Raw genomic sequence first — 18,286 nt, forward strand, 5'->3', positions numbered from 1 at the left:
TGTAGGTTGGAATGATCAGAAAGCTTTTTGCATAAAAAACAAGAAAAACATTAATTTGATATAACCTATGAAAAGAAAACTACTATTTGGAGAACGAATGATATTAGGAGATGGAACAGAGGCTTTTAATGGCATTATCCCGTTCAGATTAAGGGGTACGTTCAAATTGGAAGAAATTCAGCGGGCTCTGGCTTTGCTTCAAAATAAACATCCCTGGTTAAAAGCACATGTAACCCATGACGAAGAAAACCTTCCATGGTTTGAAGTGCCCCAGAAAGTTGTACCCATTCCTATAAGAATTGTGATCCGGCAGGGAGAAGACGACTGGCAGAAAGAATCCATGAAAGAATGGTATATGCCTTTCGATCATGAAAAGTTCCCCCTGATAAGGTTTGTATGGATCAAAGGAGAAGAAGTTTCAGACATGTTTTTCTCATTTCACCATTGTTTATGCGATGGAGGTTCCGCAATGACATTATTGTATGAGTTTTTACAGGTATTGGACAACCCTTCCGCCGATATTGGTGTAGAGAATCCTATCCTCGGAATCCAGGATATTGTTCCTGCAAACATCTTAAACAGCCGAAGGCATAAGCTTAAAGCAAAAGTACTCGGCAGAGTGGCATCTACCATCATTAAATATGCTCCTGTAAACAAAAAACCAATAGAGAGGCAAAACGATTATATGATCCATTGGAAGTTTGACAAGGAAATGACTCAACAAGTAATTTCCTATTGTAAATCCAATGGTTTTACCGTGAATACTTTTCTTTGTGCAATTGTTCTTCAGGCATTTAAAAAAATAAGGGGGAAAGCTGCATTGAATAAAATTTGCTGCCCTGTGGATATCAGACGTCTAACAACACAAATCAAACATGATCATATTTTTGCCTTCGGGCTGATGGTTGAAGTTTCGATTAATGAAAAATTGAATTTTCTGGATAATGTACGGAAGATGCAGAAGCACGTGAAGCGTAAGACCTCAAAACTGGATCCATATACCAAGATGATGATCATTGAATCATGGCATTATGCCCTGGATAATTTCACGAGAATCCTGAGAAATGGAAAAGCAACCAATGACTGTATGCTTTCTAATCTTGGCCTTATTCAGGTGCCCCATGAATACAGGAACTTTACCGTAGATACCGTTTTCAGCCCTTCAGCTTTGGGCCCTCTGGGCCAGACTACCGGATTTGTAGTTTCAACCTTTCAGGGAGAAATGGATTTTTGCTTTATCGGTAGTGAAGGATATCTACCTTACTCAGATGCACAGGCCATTCGTAAGGACATCCTTGATACTATAAAATTAAAACTTGAATATTCAGCAGTATCATGATCAAGAGAAAACTAATGATGGTGGAGAGAATCATGTATGTTGATTCCGGAACACCCCTCAATTGCGTATTTACAGCAAAGATCAAAGGAACACTTCATGAAGCAGATTTTAAAACAGCTTTAGAAAAAATCCAGAAAAAACATTCTTTGCTCAGATCCAGGATCGATACCGATACTGAGCAATATCCCTTTTTTATAGAAGAAAGAGAGATGGAAGCCATTCCCCTTCGGATCATAGACCGGGAATCCGATGAAGATTGGTTGCGTGAGTCTGAAAAAGAATGGTTCCGCATGTTTGAAGATCATCGGAAACCTTTGGCTCAACTGGTATGGATTAAAGGAAATGAGGTTTCCGAAATTCTCTGGGTACTTCCCCACTGCATTTGTGATGGAACTTCCCAGGTAACTCTGATGCGGGAGCTTCTCTGCCTGCTGGATGATCCAACTATGGAACTGGATACATACCAGGCATTCAGCTCAGTTGATGACTTCCTGCCTTCCGGTTTTAATACCAAAAAGAAAGTACGCAAAGCAAGGCTATACCTGCTTATGGCCAGGCTCTTCTTTCTGATGCAAAAGAAAAGTAAAAAAAGAAATCTTGGAAAAAACTATGTGATCCATTGGAAACTGAACCCGGAAATAACGAACCAGATCACCAGCAAGTGTAAAGCGCATGGTGTTTCTGTACACTCGCTGTTGTGTGCTTCATTCATGCAGGCATTTCAGGAAATCCGGGGAGCTGAGGCTAAAAGAAAAGTGATCAGCCCCGTGGACGTGCGCCATTTTATTCCGGAAATAAAGCAGGATCATGTATTTGCTTTTGCTCCTACCATAGAACTATCATTGAAAAAAGGAAATCATGGGATATTTGACCAGGCAGGACACATCAAAAAAGACCTTCTTGAGAAATTAGAAAAAATAGAAGCACGGGAACTTCTTTGGATGGGTGAACAGATGCACCCGCTTGTCGAACGCATGATCAGCATGCTTAAATCAACCCATGGCGGACATGATATTACCCTATCCAACATGGGAAAAATTAATATTCCGGATCAATATCAGCGTTTTGAGCTCGAAACGATTATGAGTCCCACCGTTGCTTTTCCTTGGCTCAATTCGAACACCCTGGTTACCACTACCTACAAGCAGGAAATGGATTTTACGCTTATGTCGAATGAAGATTTCCTATCCAGACAGAAAGCCACAGAAATTAAAGATAAAGCCCTTGAACTACTTACTGTATCTTTACAGAACTAAACATGAAAACGGATAAATCCCCTACTATAAAAAAGAAAACCACTCTCAAACGCTTTTTATTAACGCGGACGATCTACTATGTTCTTCCGAATGCATTTCTTAATTTTATTATTGCCTATGCAAGCTTTCACGAGCTGGGTTATACTCATTTCTTCTCAGGTACCCAGAATCTGGCCCGGCTAACCTTGCCAATGGCCATTTTCCTGCCGGTTATCCTCACGATCGATATCACCAAAAGAGTCACTGCCGCTGCAGAAGAGGGAACAATAGAATTCATGGTAGATAACAAGCTGAATACAAAAAAGTTCATGACGAAATTCAGTATATTACATGGTGTTATCAGTGGGCTTCTTGTACTTTCTCTTCTGGTATTTGCTCAGTACAAATTTTCAACAAACTACAAGCTCGATGCTATGGCAATGGCCATACTCGTAGGAGCACTTGCAGGAATACTGTCTGTACTTTCCGTCTATTTACCCGTTAATAAACTAAGGAAATACCTGTATAAACCTGTTCCAGCAAACACTTCAGAATAATTGAATAGTAAATTCCGTGCTTATCAGACTCATCTATTCAAAACATAAAGACCTGCCATTGTAGGGTCACTGTTCAAAAATTTTCCAAACTTTTGGGATAAATTGAATTAATTAAATTTAATATCATAGATTTGTCTTAGTAACACAATTAAAACACATGAAAAATTTATTTTACCCATTTCTTACCGGATATCTATTCCGGGTGATCTGTTCCCCGCAACTTTCTGTTATCCAAAATCATATTACTCTTTTACATTTTCGTGAACAGCCGGGTAATTCAGCGTGATTCGGAATAAACTCTTTTGCGTTAGAGTTAGATGTTGCGCATAACATAGCGCATATTTCAAAAATAAATATCAAAAAAAAATGTTACTTTTGCTTTAGGGACGAAGTTTTTAATGCTATCTGATCCCGGAATTGCAAGGACGCCATATTATAAAATGTTAAAAATCAATCCAATGAGGAAAATAATTTTACTATTTACTTGTCTGTTCGGTATTTCAATTTTTGCACAAATTAAAGTGTTAAAAAATGAGACTCTAGTGGAAATTGGTAAAGATAACTCTGTTGGCTTATATAAAAAGGAGGATAAATTCACTATCAATTACCAGGATCTTAATACCAGCAACCTCAATACTTTCAGATCTTTTTCTTTTCAAAACCTGAACGGAGATGTCTCTGATCTATATAAACTGATTACGGACGGGTTTATTTCCCTTCCAGAAGGAAACATCGCTTTGGAGCTTCCAAACGATATCATTGAACTCCATTACGAGAAAAACTATGGCCAGCCAACCGTTCAGTTTATCCAGTTCATTAATAAAAACCGAAAATATGTTGGAAAATCTCAATTCTTAAATAAGAAGCAGGTCGATAAAATCTTCGGAAAAACAAATGGGAAATCATCTCTGTATGAGAGGACTGCCATGATGAACAATGTTCATTCCAATAAGCCGGACACTTCAGCATCATCTTATAATTCCGGCAATAAAAATAAGAAAACGAAAAAATAATAATTATTTTTACAATATAGCAGAGCTCATTCCTAAGAATGAGTTTTTTTATTTTATTTTTGCAAAAAGATCATTACACCCTATGTCGCTTCAAATAATCAATTTAACCAAAAAATTTGGTGACCAAACCGCCCTTAACCTGATTAACATCTCCATTGATAAAAATGAAATCATTGGCCTTCTGGGACCTAACGGCGCAGGAAAATCTACTTTAATGAAATCCATTGTCGGAGCTTTAAAAATAGATGAAGGGCAAATCATCTTTAATGATAAAGAAATTTCGGAATATGAGATAGAAGCTAAGAAGAATATTGGTTTTCTTCCTGAAAATAATCCTCTGTATCTGGAAATGTATGTTAAAGAATATTTGCAATTTGTGGCTAATATTCATAAAATCCCTGAAACACGAATTAATGAAGTGATAGAGCTTGTAGGGATCACTCCTGAAAAATCGAAAAAAATCAGTCAGCTTTCCAAGGGATATAAGCAGAGGGTTGGTTTGGCACAGGCTATTCTACATCAGCCTGATCTTCTCATTCTTGACGAACCTACCAACGGTCTGGATCCTAATCAGATTATTGAAATAAGAAATGTAGTAAAAGAGATCGGTAAAGAAAAAACCGTTCTGCTGTCAACCCACATTATGCAGGAGGTTGAAGCATTATGCTCACGGGTAATTCTTATCCATAAAGGAAATATCCTTCAGGATTGTCCGATTGAAGAATTCAAAGGAAAATTCGGCAGCCTGGAAGAAGCTTTTGCAAGCCATACCAGCTAAGATTTAAATTGTATTGATTGTTTAATGGCTTTATATTTGATTAGATTCAGGTAATCTAATTTTAAAACCTATTGCCATGATCAGAACAATCTTAATGGGCACATTTATTATAGCATTAGCTTCTCCAGCTTATGCATACGCTGCTAATGAAAATCCGGTTATAAAAACTGAAAACAGTTCAGAATATATCCAGCAGATTCCCAAAACCGTTATTATTAAAACAAAGAAATTTAAAATACGGATCGATCTTCAACCTAACGGAAAATACCTTTATCAGGCATGGGGAGCCAATTCAAAACTTACCTCAAAACCTAATATGATCATCAGTGACGGAGAGCTTGTTCCAGATGGTTCCGGAGGTAATTATTATTATGATTTCGTAAATAAAGGATTTCATTACCAGGTCTGGAGAAATTACCTCACCGATTCAGCAACGAAAGCACCCTATACGCTCGTTGTAAGTGATGAAAGTGGTAATACTGTGGTACAACAGGATGGAATCGTGGTAAAAAAGTAAAATAAAAACTCCCGCATTGGATGCGGGAGTTTTTATTTTATGTACCTAATTGTTTGATCTGGGTATAAAAATTACTCTCTGCAAAACTTTCTTTTGCCGAATTATAGCCTATATTGAAAATCTCTTCAAGACGATCCTTTTTCCTTTCAAAAGTTCCGTAATTGGAAAGATCCTGTGAGGTAATGAACCAATCACAATAATCGAACTTTCCTTTTTCTATTCTGTACGAAAGAAGGTCATAAGAGCGTGAAACAATAGCTTTAATGGATTTTAAATCTTTAATATCGATTTCATGGGGCGGAGATACAAAAACCCCGATCAGCTTATCACATTCCTCCCTGATGATATCTGCAGGAAAGTTATTTAATACTCCTCCATCACAATACATCTCTTCGCCGATGATATAAGGCGTTGTAATCCCGGGAATAGAACATGAGGCAATAATTGCATCTGTAACTTTAAAATTTTCATCAAAAATTTTCTGCGTCCCGGACACCAGTTCCGTAGCTACGATCTTAACCTCTTTATCCAGATCTTTCAGCTTCATATCCTGAAAAATGGGTCTTAAATAGTTGGTAAAAATAATGGAGGATACCAGCCCGGGCTGGTTGAATGTAAAATGCTTCCAGTTGAAAAAATAAACCGAATTGAAGAATTCCAGAATTTCTTCAGGTGTTTTACCGACTGCATACAGGCATCCTACGATAGAACCTGCACTGCAACAAGACAATACATCAATATCAATATTCTTCTCAATCAGGAATTTTAAAACTCCGGCATGTGCAATACCCTTGGTACCGCCACCTGATAAAACAAGCCCTACTTTCTCAAGATTCATAGAATAAAATTAAGAAAACAGGGCGAGAAAATCTGATTATTTTTTTGAAATATTCTAATTTTAAAATTATTTTAATAAATATTCCTGCATAAACTATATTGAAAAAGCCCAGAATAATCTGGGCTTTTAAATATTTCTGTATTATAGATTAAATGTGGATCACTTCTCCATAAGCTGCCGCAGCTGCTTCCATGATTGCTTCAGAAACAGTTGGGTGCGGGTGGATAGATTTAATGATCTCGTGCCCTGTTGTCTCTAATTTTCTTGCAACAACAGCTTCGGCAACCATATCAGTTACTCCGTCACCGATCATATGACATCCTAACCACTCTCCATATTTAGCATCGAAAATAACTTTGATGAAACCATCTGTATTTCCGTTTGCAGTTGCTTTACCACTTGCAGAAAGAGGGAATTTACCTACTTTGATTTCATATCCTTTTTCCTTAGCCTGCTTTTCTGTAAGACCTACAGAAGCAACTTCAGGGTGACAGTAAGTACATCCAGGAATATTGCCATAATCAATTTTCTCTACGTGCAATCCTTTGATCTTTTCAACACATGTAATTCCTTCTGCAGAAGCTACGTGTGCTAAGGCCTGAGTCGGGATAAGGTCACCGATGGCATAGTATCCGGGAACTGAAGTTTCGTACCACTCATTAACCAAAACTCTTCCTTTATCTGTCTGGATTCCTACTTCTTCCAATCCTATATTTTCGATATTGGCAGCAATACCAACCGCTGAAAGTAAAATATCAGCTTCCAGGGTAATGTTTCCATTAGCAGTTTTTACATTTGCTTTTACACCTTCCCCGTTGGTATCCACGCTTTCTACAGAAGCATTGGTCATAATCTCGATTCCTGATTTTTTCAAAGATTTCTCAAGATGTTTAGAGATCTCTTCATCTTCTACAGGAACAATGTTCGGCATAAACTCAACAATAGTCACTTTTGTTCCCATCGTGTTATAGAAATCGGCAAACTCTACTCCGATTGCACCTGAACCTACAACAATCATAGATTTTGGCTGCTCAGGAAGAGATAATGCCTGTCTGTATCCGATTACTTTTTTACCATCCTGTGGTAAATTTGGTAATTCTCTTGAACGTGCACCTGTTGCAATGATAATATGACTTCCTGCATATTCAGTCACTTTACCGTCTTTATCTGTAACAGATACTTTTTTATCTTTTAAAACTTTAGCCGTACCAAGGATAACATCGATCTTATTTTTTTTCATTAAGAACTCGATTCCTTTGCTCATTTTGTTGGCAACACCACGGCTTCTTTGAATTACGTTTGAAAATTCAAAACTTGGCTCTACTTTATTTAAACCATAATCTTCAGCATGATTAATATAATGAAAAACCTGAGCAGATTTCAATAAAGCTTTAGTTGGTATACATCCCCAGTTAAGGCAAATTCCACCTAAATTCTCTTTTTCGATAATTGCAGTTTTGAAACCCAACTGTGCCGCTCTAATCGCTGTAACATATCCACCAGGACCACTTCCGATGACAATAATATCGTAATTCATTAGCTTAAAATTTTTATGCGAATTTAAGGAAAAAATATGGGATGATTCACGTTTATGCAAATTCATCCAATAATGAATCATATAGAAAATTTCATTTGATTATAATTAATTAAAAACATAACACAACAAAATATTCATAACAAATATTATATTATACCAAAAATTTCACAATACAAAATCTTCTCCCGAAACAATTTCAATTTTAATAATCCTAAAAAATCCCTGTTATTTCAGCTTTTAAATAATCACCGGTACTTTCATAGTCTTAGCTAATTGGTGATTACAGGTTATAAGAAACAGGCAATAGAAATGCGTGCACTAGTTACTATCTTACAAAAGATTTGGAAGTTCCGTGCCGATTGGTTTAATTAATAACGATCCGATATACTGAGTTTTAAAATAACATAATAAAAAGAGCAGGTATTTCCTGCTCTTTTGAGTCGTATATAAATTCCGGAGTATTATAGTTTTTTCAGTAATTTTTTTTCAATCCTGTACTTCTCATCCAAAGCCTTTAACTGGTCTCTTTTCATCTTTTTGGTAGCCAGCGGATGGTTCAAAATAAGTTTCCTTTCCCGATTGTATTTTCTTTCCAGCTCTTGCGATTTCTTTTCTATCAATTCGGTTCTCGAAGGATGTGGCGGAGGTGCCGGGCGCCTCTGAGCCTGAACATTCATCGATAAACCTATTAATACTACTGTTGTTATAAAAAACTTGTTCATGACCTTTACTTTTATGAATGATTTTAATAAAAAAAATATAATTAATTAATTTCATTCAGGTTCGGAGTAAATATTACATATATCATACCACAATCTTAAATTACTGAACTTCAACATCCTGCTTTAAAGTCAGATTTTTGGAAGAGTTCCCAATCATAATACGGTAAGTCCCTTTTTCTACGATCCAGTTCATTTTCTCATCCAAAAACTTCAGATCTTTTACGGGAACTTCTATAGATACCTTCTTTAATTCTCCCGGTTTCAGATATACTTTCTGAAATCCTTTTAGTTCAAGAACAGGTCTGGAAACTGAAGCCAATTTATCTCTTACATAGAGTTGGACAACTTCGCTTCCACTCACCTTTCCGGTATTTTTAATAGTAACCTTCGCAATAATGGTATCGTTTGTGTGATATTGGGTCTTGTTCAATTGTAAATCCGAAATCTCAAAAGTCGTATAGCTCAATCCATATCCAAAGGGATACAATGGCTCGCCACTCAGGTCATAATAATCATTTCCCCTGCCGGTAGGATGATGGTTATACGTTAACGGAAGCTGCCCTTCTTCCTGTGGAAACGTAACCGGCAGTTTTCCGGATGGGTTTTCGTCCCCAAAAAGAACTTTTGCGATTGCATTTCCCCCTTGCTCTCCAGGATACCATACATCTAAAATAGCTCCGACCTCATCTTTCCACTTTGTTGTTTTTATTGCTGAACCTCCGACTAAGACCACGGTAGTCGGTTTACTTAACTTCGACACCTGATGAATAAAGTCTTCCTGATTTCCGGGAAGGGCTAAAGATGAGCGATCCTGAAACTCGCCTTCATGAATTCCTGCGGTGACAATAATATGATCTGCCGTTTTTGCCAGTTCCAAGGCTTCATTAAAATTCTTTTTCTGATCTTCTACACCATAATTCCATATCAGTTCTATATGAGCTTCGCCCCTGTTTTCTTTAAATTCGATCTGAAGATCATAACTTTTATTTTTAACAAAATCTATTTCTGTGGTTTGAGTGGAATAGCTTAGCTTTTCCCACTGATCTACAACCAGTTTGCCGTCCAGATATAATCTGAAACCATCATTTCCACGAAGGCCCAACCGATACTTGCCTGAATCCGGAGCTTTTAATTGCCCGGTCCAACGCACACTGTAATTATCCGGCTGAAGCTTTTCCACATCAGGAGAATACAAAGTCCATTGAAAATTAATCTGTTCATCCTGTCTTTCAAATGCAGGATTTCCTTTGAATTCACTATTTGAAAAATAAAATCCTTTCAAGCCCTTTTGATTTCCAAAAGATAAAAATTCAGCAGGAACAGTCAGTACATCTTTCACATTCCGCTCAATTCCTTTAGCATATACTACCTCAATCCCTTTCTTTGAGCAAAAGTTCTTAATGCCTTCCAATATACTCACCTTATGATTTCCCGGTCCTGAATACCCGCCTAATCTGGCTTCCGTCGCATCAGCACCTACTAAAAGGATTCTTTTTGCATTTGCGGAAACAGGGAGTGTGTTGTTTTTGTTCTGAAGCAAGACAAAAGACTCTATTGCAGCTTTTTCTGCAAGACTTGCATAATTAAGCTTTTTTAAGCCCTCAATATCTTTATCGGATATGTATGGATCGTCAAATAACCCGAGTTCGAATTTAGCCCTCAGTACCCGCGAAACAGCATCATCTATTCTCTCCTGAGATATTCTTCCGTCCAGGAATGATGGAATAAATAATCGGTAATGCTCGTAATCCGTCTGAAAAATTACGTCCAGACCTGAATTAATTGCCTGAGCTGAGGCATCCTCATAATCTTTTGCCGTAAAATGCAATACATTGGCACCACCAACTGCACTTGCATCACTGATTACAAATCCTTTAAAATTCCATTCTTTTTTCAATTTTTCTGATAACAACCAGTGGTTTGCTGTGGCAGGTCTTCCATCCAACAAATTATAAGAAGTCATTACAGATCTGCTTTTTCCCTCTGTAAATGCTTTAAAAAACGGAATAAGGTGGGTTTCTTCCAGATATCTTTTGCTCCAGTGGATAGGATAAGAATCTCTTCCTCCCTCCCCCACGTTCGCAAGAAAATGTTTAGGCGTTGTAATGATTCCTGTATTTTCGAATGAGCTTACAAAACCGGTTCCCATCACGGAGGTCAAAAACGGGTCTTCTCCATATGTCTCCTCTGTTCTGCCCCATCTCACATCACTGGCCAAATTAACTACAGGAGTTAAGATCTGACGGATTCCCCTCAGTTTCGATTCTTTTGCAATCGCCATGGAGACTTCCTTCATCAGCCCTTGATTAAAAGATGAAGATAAAGCAATGGCTTGTGGAAAGGCCGTAGCGCCTTCTCTCATTAAACCGTGTAAAGCTTCATCAAATGGAATAATCGGAATTCCCAATCTTGATTCTTCAATAAAATATTTCTGAATACTATTGATTTTTCTCGCCAGTCTCTCTGCATCCTCATCTGCATTATATTTTAGCATTTGTCCGGCTACACCATCTCCTTGATTGGTGGCACTCACCTGTAATCCAAAAATCCCATGCCGGTACTGATCTTTGGAAACATGATCCAGGTCTCCGGGAATCATAAAACACTGCCAGAACTTTTCTTCAGGCGTCATTCTTTTGAGCAGATCCTGAACCCTTAGCTCAACAGGTTGTTTTGAATCTTTATACAGTGGTTTTTGAGCGGAAACAAAGCTTAGACTTAATAGCAAAGCGATTCCTGGAAATCGAAAACGGAACTTCATTATTTCTGTAGTTGAATTACAGTTGAATATATGAGCTGTTTACGTTCTGAAGGCAGGTGCACCTCAATGCTGTTTCCTTTCTGCTTCCACTGTACCTTCGAATCAATACCCAGAATTTTCAGGGATTTAGGGGTAAAGTTTTCAGGGACTGAAAAACTCAGGTCAGAAGGAGCTGCATAACTTGTTTTTTCATCGGTATGGAATACATTCACCGTTTTTCCGTCTTTGCTCGTGGTGTAATAAAAGTCCCCTTCATGAAAAGGAGCCAAGGTTCTTGTTGCAAAAACAGCTGCCCCATTCTTATCCATCCAACCGGATATTTCTTTCAGCCTTTCATATACCACAGCATCATAATCCCCATTAGGACCGGGAGCAATATTCATCAGATAGTTTCCTCCTCTTGAAATGATTTTAATGAGGGTTTCAATGATCTTTTGGGAGGACTTATAATGATCATTAGGTACGTAAGAAAAAGAATCTCCCATGGTAATACAGCTTTCCCAGGGAATTGAAAGAGGCTGATCGGGCACTGCCTGTTCCGGAGTTACATAATTTTCCCATTTTCCGGGAACCGTACGGTCTACGATAATGATTCCCGGCTGGTTTTTCCGGGCCATATTACCAATCTTATCCATATCGATATCCTGTTCCACCTTAATGGTTTTTTGCCATTCTACAGCAGGATCAATTGTTTTAAAGGGGCGCACCCAGCCACCATCCAGCCACAGTATATCTATTTTACCATAATTTGAAGTAATCTCATTGAGCTGATTCCAGGTAAACTTCTTAAAGCGTTCCCATCTTTCCGGATATTTTTTAGGATCATAATTTACATTCCGGTCTTTTGGAGGAAAGTAAGGCCACCAATAATCATCGGAATGCCAGTCCGGTTTAGAAAAATAAGCTCCGATCTTAAATCCCTCTTTACGGAATGTGGTAAAAATTTCTTGTACAACATCTGCTTTGGGATTTTTAGAAAAAGGAGTTTTAGCAGACGTTATTTTGTAATCAGATTCTTTCGTATCAAACATGGAAAATCCATCATGGTGCTTCGTTGTAAAAACTACATATTTCATTCCCGCTTTTTTAGCTGCATCAGCCCACTTCCGGGGATTAAACTGAGTTGGATTGAATGTTGTCTGAAGATTTTCATAATTCTTCACATATTCATTATATGTTTCTCCGTGTTCAGGCTTACGCTGAGTCCACGATTCGTCTTCCGGGCATAGACTCCAGCTTTCTACAATTCCCCATTGGCTGTACGTTCCCCAATGCATAAAAAGTCCGAATTTAAGATCCTGCCATTCTTCCAGGTTTTTCACAACCAAAGGGTCCGTTGGCTTCTCATAGCCTTTTGAAACATTATGGGCCTGTGAAAGAAAGGTTGCCGATATGAAAAGTGATGAAAGAAAAAAGGTTTTAGTTTTTTGTGGAATCAGCATAAAAAATACTTTTTGCTAATGTAATCATCCTGCTGTAAACTCGCAAAAATTACTTCCCTGTATGACTCCTGATGAGTAGCTTCAGAGCTTTTAAACATTCAGGGTTTTTAAAAATATTTTCTCCCCGCGGATGAAATTTCTGTTTTTAGCTTACTAAGACTAATCCTTTATGGGGTTTCAAACCTAGATAAGTTTCTGTAAAGCAGAATCAATATCAGGATAGAGGAATTGAAAGCCATTTTTCATCAGTATTTCCGGATATACATTTCTGCTTTTAAGTAATAATTCTGTTTCTGTATTGAGAAATACAGACGCCAGTTCCAGTTGCCACACAGGGGAATTAATTCCAAACGGAATTCGTAAACGTTTCCGTAGTTTTTTCATTAATTCTTCATTAGTTAAAGGCTGAGGAGCGGTCACATTAACACAACCTGAAATGTATTCATGATGTATGATCCATTCAATGGCACGACAAAAATCTTCAATATGAATCCAGCTAACATGCTGATTCCCTCTTCCCTGTCTTCCTCCTAACCCTAGTTTTGTAACCTGGCAAAGTTTTGGGAAAGCTCCTCCGTTTTTCCCCATTACTATAGAAGTACGTAACGCCACTTTCCTTATCTCATCATGATGCACGGCAAAGAATTCCTTTTCCCAGCTTTTACAGATATTCATCGAAAAATCATCTCCTATAACTCCGTTTTCTTCTGTATTCAGATTCTTTTCAGAGTGCACATAAATGGTTGCCGAACTTGCATTCAGCCATATTTTCGGTTTGTCAGTGCATTGGTCTACCGCTTTTTGAAGAACTCTTGTACTTTCAATTCTTGAGGAATAAATTTCTTTTTTGTTTTTATCATTATACCTGCAGTCAACAGATTTCCCCGTAAGATTGATCAGGACATCACAGCTCTCAAGCTTATGTGACCACTCGCCGATATGGGTTGCATCCCAATACATTTCGTGTTCATTTTTAGGATTTCTGGTTAAAATATAGACCTGATTTCCTTTCGCACGGAAATACTCTTTCAGGTTTTCACCAAGAAATCCTGTACCGCCTGCAATAATGATTTTCATAAATTTAGGGTTTTAGAGGGTTAATTATTCTGAACTCCGTTTCAGATAATATATTTTTTTATTTTTACTTTAATCTCGGAACCTTCTGCAAGCATTACAGACAGAGGATCCTGAATGTTCAAAAATTTAAAATCTTTTCCGTAGATTCTTTCAAAATCTATCTTCAACTGATGATCTTTTACCAGATAATATTTCCATTGAGGGTGGCAAACTTCATACTCGGAAGTCTTGTTATCATTTTTTGTAAATCCGTAATAGTGTTCGGTAATGAACTCAAATTCAGAATCAGATTCCATAGGAAGTGCCTGAAGATCTGCAGTAATTTCCATAGAATGCCATGTTTTATCTTTCCATGAATATGTAACCAACATTTCGTGTTCCTTTTTTGCTATTGCGTTTTTCATCGGCAGCGTTTTATAATTTTCATTATAGATAGCATTTGCAATAAAGCTTAAGGCCGGTTTCGGAACAATCTCTTTAATAAAGACCACTCCTCTTTTCCATGCATTATTTTCTCTTTTTTTCACATAAAACCTAAGGTTAACTTCCTCAAAGTTGCGGTGAAAAGGGATGCGTAAACCGAGTAATCTGGTATTTAAAAACATAAATCCGACAAGACTTATATAGCATTTCCCTTTATAGAAATCAAGTTCTGTACCTTCAGGAAGATATTTTATCAGTATTTCAGGATCTATTTCATAATTGATGATCGCCAGTTTGCGCCATTCAGCCTTTAAAAAGTTCATAATTCTGCATTTTTTTGATGATTTCATTTCTTTTTACTAAAAAATCTTTGAGGTAATTTTTAAGAAAAAAATAATTAAACAGCATACCGATCATTCCCAAAGGAGATTCAAATTCGAAAATATCGGTCATGATCGTGTAATTTCCTTCCTGTTTGAAAAGGTGCTGATGCTTTAATGATTTAAAAGTTCCTTTCAGCATAACATCAGTAAACTCCAGAGGCTTTTCCATACTGATTATTTTTGAAGTGTGCGTCTGATATATTCCCAGATGCTTTGCACGCCATGTTACCGTTTCATTCAGTTCAATAAGTCCGTGCATACGTCCGGCAATAGCTTTCTCCTCTGTACCGGATGTTGATTGCTGATGCAGATCAATATCCCTTGATAGATCAAAAACTTTACAGATGTCTGCCTTAATGATTGTTTTTAAATAAATTCTAGACATAGTAATACAATAAAGTGATCAAGACAATAGTTCTGTAAATAATCCAACTTATGGACGGAATAAAATTCAATTCCAATATTTTGCAACGTCTTATGTGCTCTAGAAGCATCATGAAAACCACAATTCCAAAGTAAAAAATATAAAATAGAGAATTGAATTCTGTAAAGAGAGCAGGCAATAAAAGCAGGGTCCCGATCAGGGAAACAGTCATCATATTTCCGATATAATCCCATATTTTATCTTTCAGGTAGGCCTTTAAAAAAACAGTTTGCCAAGCGATCTGCCCTAAACAAATGGCCAATTCCCTTAAAAAATTCCGGCTAAAACCTAATCCCGTTTTTGTAACAAATACACTTAAAATACAGGAGGAAAAAATCACCACAAACAGGATGTATCCGATCCTGTACTTCATGTTAAAATCGGGAACACATGACTCTTCTGTATAAGGTTTAGATAATGGAATAATCTGTTTTCTGTTATATGACACAAAAGAATATAATTTTCTGAAAAACCAGTAAAAAGGTTGTATTCTCGCTATCTTCTCCAATACCGGAAATGAGTTTCCAATAATAGCAAGCAGGCTGTCCAGACCGTATATCACTTCATTTGTGCTATGATCAATCAACGCAATTTCATTTTTTGCCCGCTTATAATCAATAACCGATCTGCTCTTAACACTCAATTCACTAAAAGCCTCTCTCCCATTTTCATCAAGCATTCCACATTGTATAAAACCTTTAGAGTAAATATTACACATAGGACATTCATTGTCGTAGATGAGGGTCTGGTTCTTTAGAGTTTTCATATCCTTAATTTTAAAATGATTTTCTTTTCGAGAAGTACAAAATCAAAAACAAATGAATGATTAAATTTTTCATAATTATTATATTTTCAATAATTTTTGAAAGTTTATTTGAAATAAAAAAGGAACACTGTCCTTTTTAGCCTTATTTTAATAGATTCGTGATCTTTCCTACCAGCCAATGATCATCACTTTTGATCGCGAGATCCATAATATTATTAATCTTCCCCGTAACCGAACTAAAATCTTCCATCAACTTAATAAACTCTTTGGCTTCATCAGAATCACGGTCTTCAATATTCTTTAATTCTTCTAAAAAAGAAATTACCGGTTCGATTTCCCTTTTTCTTCTTTCTTTTGTGATTTGCTTAAACAGAAACCACACATCTTTTTCAGCAATGAAATACTCTTTCCGGTCTCCTTTTACAAATTCCTTTTTTACAATTCCCCAGTCCATGAGAGCCCGTAAATTCATATTGGCATTTCCTCTTGAAATTTCAAGCTGCTCCATTACCTCATCTGTTGATAATGGCTTTCCACTTGCCAAAAGCAATGCATGAACCTGTGCCATTGTCCGGTTAATCCCCCAATTGGTAGCAAATGTTCCCCACGTCTGAATATATTTTTCCTTCGCCTCTGAAAGTTGCATATTGATCTCTTTTTGAATTTCTATTACAAATGTAATAATAATTTTCGAACTTTCAATAATTTTTGAAAATTAAATTTAAAGTTTTTATATTATGGTAACATAGAATTCCTGCTTTTTCACCCAAATAACTCTAATTTAAAATTTAACCTTTTCCTTTGTAACAAATCTTGTATTACAACGACTATTCAATAATAATCTTTTTAGTAATGAAATATAACAAAATTGCCTCATTACTTTTTGTTTTGTCTGCAGGAAGTATGATGTTCGCACAGGATGACTTGATCAACAAGTTGAAAAACAATCAATCCCAAAATGCTAACTTTAAATTTACGACTCTTAAAGATGTTGGTGCTACTTCAGTAAAAAACCAGGGATCTTCAGGAACGTGCTGGAGCTACTCGGGGAACTCTTTTCTTGAGTCTGAAATGCAGCGTATGGGTAAAAAACCTGTAGACCTGGCAGAAATCTTTACCGCAAGAAACTCTTACCATGACAAAGCAAAATTATATGTTTTAAATAACGGAGCTATCAGTTGGGGAGACGGAGGTGAATTGCACGATGTAATCAATATGTACAAAAAGTACGGTGCAGTTCCTCAGGAAGTGTATACAGGATTGAAAGCCGGACAAACCACCAACAACTTCAAGGAAATGCAGGGTAAATTAAAGACTGTATTAGATAGTTTGGTTCAGGCTTCATCTAAAGGAAAACTTTCCGACAACTGGATGTCTTCTGTGGATGTTATTCTGGATGAGTACCTTGGAAAAGTTCCGACTAACTTTACATATGAGGGGAAATCCTACACTCCGAAAACATTTGCTAAGGAGGTCGTAGGAATCAATCCTGAAGATTATGTAGAATTATCTTCTTACAAAGATTATCCTTATTTCCAGAAATTTGTAAACCCGATTCCTGATAACTGGAGCCATGATTCTGACTGGAATATTCCGATGACAGATATGACTGCAATTGTTGACAATGCAATTTCAAAAGGATATTCTGTAGGTTGGGCAACAGATGTATCTGAACCTTATTTTTCATATAAAAACGGAGTGGCCTATGTTCCGGATGTAGATCTTGACCAGATCACTCCTGAAGTAAAAAAAGAATTGTTTACAGAGCCTAAAAAAGACAAAGCGATCACAGAAGATATGCGTCAGAAAGCTCTTAACAACCTTTCAACCACGGATGACCATGGTATGCATATCGTAGGTTTAGCAAAAGATCAAAGCGGAAAAGAATATTATATGGTAAAGAACTCATGGGGTGTTACCAATGATTTTGAAGGATATATCTATGTAACAAGACCATACGTTGAATATAAGTCAACTGCTATTCTTGTACATAAGAATGCCATTCCAAAAAATATTTTAAGACAATTAAAACCTACCAAAAACATCGGTTTATAATTAACAAAATCACTTTGTCATTTGATGACAATTTTAAATATTTACTCGGTTAAAAAACAGCTTCTGTAAACCAGAAGCTGTTTTATTTTATGTATAAGAATTATTTGATTAGTCATAAATCCAATAAGAGTGAAACCAAAACTGTTATATTTGTAATCTAATCAACAAATTAAAGCAATATGAAAAATTCAAAAAAATTATCCAAATCTGAATTAAAAAGAATTAGTGGTGGAAATCCACCGGACTGCGCAGAAGGAATAGCTTGTTATCATCGTCCCAAAAACGGATTTCCGGGTTACTGGACATGTAATGCAGGATCAAGCAGTTGTCCTGAAGATTAATTGATTCTACAGCCAAAATCCCCAAATTTTCCGGGGATTTTTTGTATAATAAATTTCTGAATTAAAATTAAATGAAAT

Annotated in this window: 18 protein-coding genes; 8 read left to right on the top strand and 10 right to left on the bottom strand. The window is 36.7% G+C overall.

From position 1 onward, the window contains the following. Positions 1-67: 67 nt before the first annotated feature. The 6 genes from ACNFU2_RS07460 (at position 68) to ACNFU2_RS07485 (ending at position 5,439) form a co-directional block, all read left to right on the top strand. Complete coding sequence (locus ACNFU2_RS07460; protein ID WP_172279208.1) at positions 68-1,339, top strand: condensation domain-containing protein; 1,272 nt, start codon at positions 68-70, stop codon at positions 1,337-1,339. Beyond that, positions 1,336-2,595, top strand: coding sequence for a condensation domain-containing protein (locus ACNFU2_RS07465; RefSeq protein WP_172279210.1), 1,260 nt, complete (start codon positions 1,336-1,338; stop codon positions 2,593-2,595). The genes ACNFU2_RS07460 and ACNFU2_RS07465 overlap by 4 nt, the downstream gene beginning before the upstream one ends. A gap of 2 nt (positions 2,596-2,597) precedes the next feature. After that, on the top strand, positions 2,598-3,131 hold the full coding sequence (locus ACNFU2_RS07470; RefSeq protein ID WP_172279212.1) for a hypothetical protein: 534 nt from the start codon (positions 2,598-2,600) through the stop codon (positions 3,129-3,131). A gap of 458 nt (positions 3,132-3,589) precedes the next feature. Next, entirely contained in the window at positions 3,590-4,144 is a 555-nt protein-coding gene (locus ACNFU2_RS07475) for a hypothetical protein (protein WP_172279214.1), read from the top strand. 82 nt (positions 4,145-4,226) lie between these two features. Next, the gene (locus tag ACNFU2_RS07480; protein WP_172279216.1) at positions 4,227-4,922 is read left to right on the top strand and encodes an ABC transporter ATP-binding protein; all 696 of its coding nucleotides are present in this window, start codon (positions 4,227-4,229) and stop codon (positions 4,920-4,922) included. Between the two features lie 76 nt (positions 4,923-4,998). Continuing rightward, positions 4,999-5,439 (top strand): hypothetical protein, encoded by a 441-nt coding sequence (locus tag ACNFU2_RS07485; RefSeq protein WP_418124501.1) that lies wholly within the window; start codon positions 4,999-5,001, stop codon positions 5,437-5,439. Between the two features lie 37 nt (positions 5,440-5,476). Here ACNFU2_RS07485 and ACNFU2_RS07490 read toward each other — a convergent pair whose 3' ends face one another. From ACNFU2_RS07490 to ACNFU2_RS07535, 10 genes are all read right to left on the bottom strand, one after another. Beyond that, positions 5,477-6,277, bottom strand: a complete 801-nt coding sequence (locus tag ACNFU2_RS07490; protein ID WP_172279220.1) for a patatin-like phospholipase family protein — start codon at positions 6,275-6,277, stop codon at positions 5,477-5,479. Between the two features lie 148 nt (positions 6,278-6,425). Then, on the bottom strand, positions 6,426-7,814 hold the full coding sequence (gene lpdA, locus ACNFU2_RS07495; RefSeq protein ID WP_273648506.1) for a dihydrolipoyl dehydrogenase: 1,389 nt from the start codon (positions 7,812-7,814) through the stop codon (positions 6,426-6,428). 461 nt (positions 7,815-8,275) lie between these two features. Beyond that, the gene (locus tag ACNFU2_RS07500; RefSeq protein WP_273648507.1) at positions 8,276-8,536 is read right to left on the bottom strand and encodes a hypothetical protein; all 261 of its coding nucleotides are present in this window, start codon (positions 8,534-8,536) and stop codon (positions 8,276-8,278) included. Between the two features lie 100 nt (positions 8,537-8,636). Continuing rightward, positions 8,637-11,297 carry a glycoside hydrolase family 3 N-terminal domain-containing protein gene (locus ACNFU2_RS07505; RefSeq protein WP_418124504.1) on the bottom strand — a complete coding sequence of 887 codons (2,661 nt, stop codon included), beginning with the start codon at positions 11,295-11,297 and terminating at the stop codon, positions 8,637-8,639. Beyond that, the gene (locus ACNFU2_RS07510) at positions 11,297-12,739 is read right to left on the bottom strand and encodes an alpha-L-fucosidase (RefSeq protein WP_418124506.1); all 1,443 of its coding nucleotides are present in this window, start codon (positions 12,737-12,739) and stop codon (positions 11,297-11,299) included. Before ACNFU2_RS07510 ends, ACNFU2_RS07505 begins: the two co-directional genes overlap by 1 nt. A gap of 183 nt (positions 12,740-12,922) precedes the next feature. Then, positions 12,923-13,816, bottom strand: a complete 894-nt coding sequence (locus ACNFU2_RS07515; protein ID WP_172279228.1) for a TIGR01777 family oxidoreductase — start codon at positions 13,814-13,816, stop codon at positions 12,923-12,925. A gap of 41 nt (positions 13,817-13,857) precedes the next feature. Further along, complete coding sequence (locus ACNFU2_RS07520) at positions 13,858-14,562, bottom strand: YqjF family protein (protein WP_172279230.1); 705 nt, start codon at positions 14,560-14,562, stop codon at positions 13,858-13,860. Further along, positions 14,543-15,007 (bottom strand): SRPBCC family protein, encoded by a 465-nt coding sequence (locus tag ACNFU2_RS07525; protein ID WP_172279232.1) that lies wholly within the window; start codon positions 15,005-15,007, stop codon positions 14,543-14,545. Before ACNFU2_RS07525 ends, ACNFU2_RS07520 begins: the two co-directional genes overlap by 20 nt. After that, positions 15,000-15,812 carry a DCC1-like thiol-disulfide oxidoreductase family protein gene (locus ACNFU2_RS07530; protein ID WP_418124508.1) on the bottom strand — a complete coding sequence of 271 codons (813 nt, stop codon included), beginning with the start codon at positions 15,810-15,812 and terminating at the stop codon, positions 15,000-15,002. The genes ACNFU2_RS07525 and ACNFU2_RS07530 overlap by 8 nt, the downstream gene beginning before the upstream one ends. Positions 15,813-15,954: 142 nt before the next feature. After that, positions 15,955-16,458: a GbsR/MarR family transcriptional regulator gene (locus ACNFU2_RS07535; protein WP_172279236.1), complete on the bottom strand. Its 504-nt coding sequence runs from the start codon at positions 16,456-16,458 to the stop codon at positions 15,955-15,957. Between the two features lie 206 nt (positions 16,459-16,664). Between ACNFU2_RS07535 and ACNFU2_RS07540 the strand changes: the two genes are divergently transcribed. Together ACNFU2_RS07540 and ACNFU2_RS07545 are read left to right on the top strand one after the other, a co-directional pair. Then, entirely contained in the window at positions 16,665-17,867 is a 1,203-nt protein-coding gene (locus ACNFU2_RS07540; RefSeq protein ID WP_273648510.1) for an aminopeptidase C, read from the top strand. A 179-nt stretch (positions 17,868-18,046) separates the two neighbouring features. After that, the gene (locus ACNFU2_RS07545; RefSeq protein ID WP_273648511.1) at positions 18,047-18,208 is read left to right on the top strand and encodes a bacteriocin-like protein; all 162 of its coding nucleotides are present in this window, start codon (positions 18,047-18,049) and stop codon (positions 18,206-18,208) included. Positions 18,209-18,286 lie beyond the last annotated feature (78 nt).

Origin of the sequence: Chryseobacterium sp. PTM-20240506, assembly GCF_048296755.1 — a bacterium.
Classification (GTDB): Bacteria; Bacteroidota; Bacteroidia; order Flavobacteriales; family Weeksellaceae; genus Chryseobacterium; species Chryseobacterium proteolyticum.

Coding starts and splice junctions, on each gene's coding strand:
- ACNFU2_RS07460 (WP_172279208.1), top strand. CDS start 68: ATGAAAAGAAAACTACTATTTGGAGAACGAATGATATTAGGAGATGGA.
- ACNFU2_RS07465 (WP_172279210.1), top strand. CDS start 1,336: ATGATCAAGAGAAAACTAATGATGGTGGAGAGAATCATGTATGTTGAT.
- ACNFU2_RS07470 (WP_172279212.1), top strand. CDS start 2,598: ATGAAAACGGATAAATCCCCTACTATAAAAAAGAAAACCACTCTCAAA.
- ACNFU2_RS07475 (WP_172279214.1), top strand. CDS start 3,590: ATGAGGAAAATAATTTTACTATTTACTTGTCTGTTCGGTATTTCAATT.
- ACNFU2_RS07480 (WP_172279216.1), top strand. CDS start 4,227: ATGTCGCTTCAAATAATCAATTTAACCAAAAAATTTGGTGACCAAACC.
- ACNFU2_RS07485 (WP_418124501.1), top strand. CDS start 4,999: ATGATCAGAACAATCTTAATGGGCACATTTATTATAGCATTAGCTTCT.
- ACNFU2_RS07490 (WP_172279220.1), bottom strand. CDS start 6,277: ATGAATCTTGAGAAAGTAGGGCTTGTTTTATCAGGTGGCGGTACCAAG.
- lpdA (WP_273648506.1), bottom strand. CDS start 7,814: ATGAATTACGATATTATTGTCATCGGAAGTGGTCCTGGTGGATATGTT.
- ACNFU2_RS07500 (WP_273648507.1), bottom strand. CDS start 8,536: ATGAACAAGTTTTTTATAACAACAGTAGTATTAATAGGTTTATCGATG.
- ACNFU2_RS07505 (WP_418124504.1), bottom strand. CDS start 11,297: ATGAAGTTCCGTTTTCGATTTCCAGGAATCGCTTTGCTATTAAGTCTA.
- ACNFU2_RS07510 (WP_418124506.1), bottom strand. CDS start 12,739: ATGCTGATTCCACAAAAAACTAAAACCTTTTTTCTTTCATCACTTTTC.
- ACNFU2_RS07515 (WP_172279228.1), bottom strand. CDS start 13,816: ATGAAAATCATTATTGCAGGCGGTACAGGATTTCTTGGTGAAAACCTG.
- ACNFU2_RS07520 (WP_172279230.1), bottom strand. CDS start 14,562: ATGAACTTTTTAAAGGCTGAATGGCGCAAACTGGCGATCATCAATTAT.
- ACNFU2_RS07525 (WP_172279232.1), bottom strand. CDS start 15,007: ATGTCTAGAATTTATTTAAAAACAATCATTAAGGCAGACATCTGTAAA.
- ACNFU2_RS07530 (WP_418124508.1), bottom strand. CDS start 15,812: ATGAAAACTCTAAAGAACCAGACCCTCATCTACGACAATGAATGTCCT.
- ACNFU2_RS07535 (WP_172279236.1), bottom strand. CDS start 16,458: ATGCAACTTTCAGAGGCGAAGGAAAAATATATTCAGACGTGGGGAACA.
- ACNFU2_RS07540 (WP_273648510.1), top strand. CDS start 16,665: ATGAAATATAACAAAATTGCCTCATTACTTTTTGTTTTGTCTGCAGGA.
- ACNFU2_RS07545 (WP_273648511.1), top strand. CDS start 18,047: ATGAAAAATTCAAAAAAATTATCCAAATCTGAATTAAAAAGAATTAGT.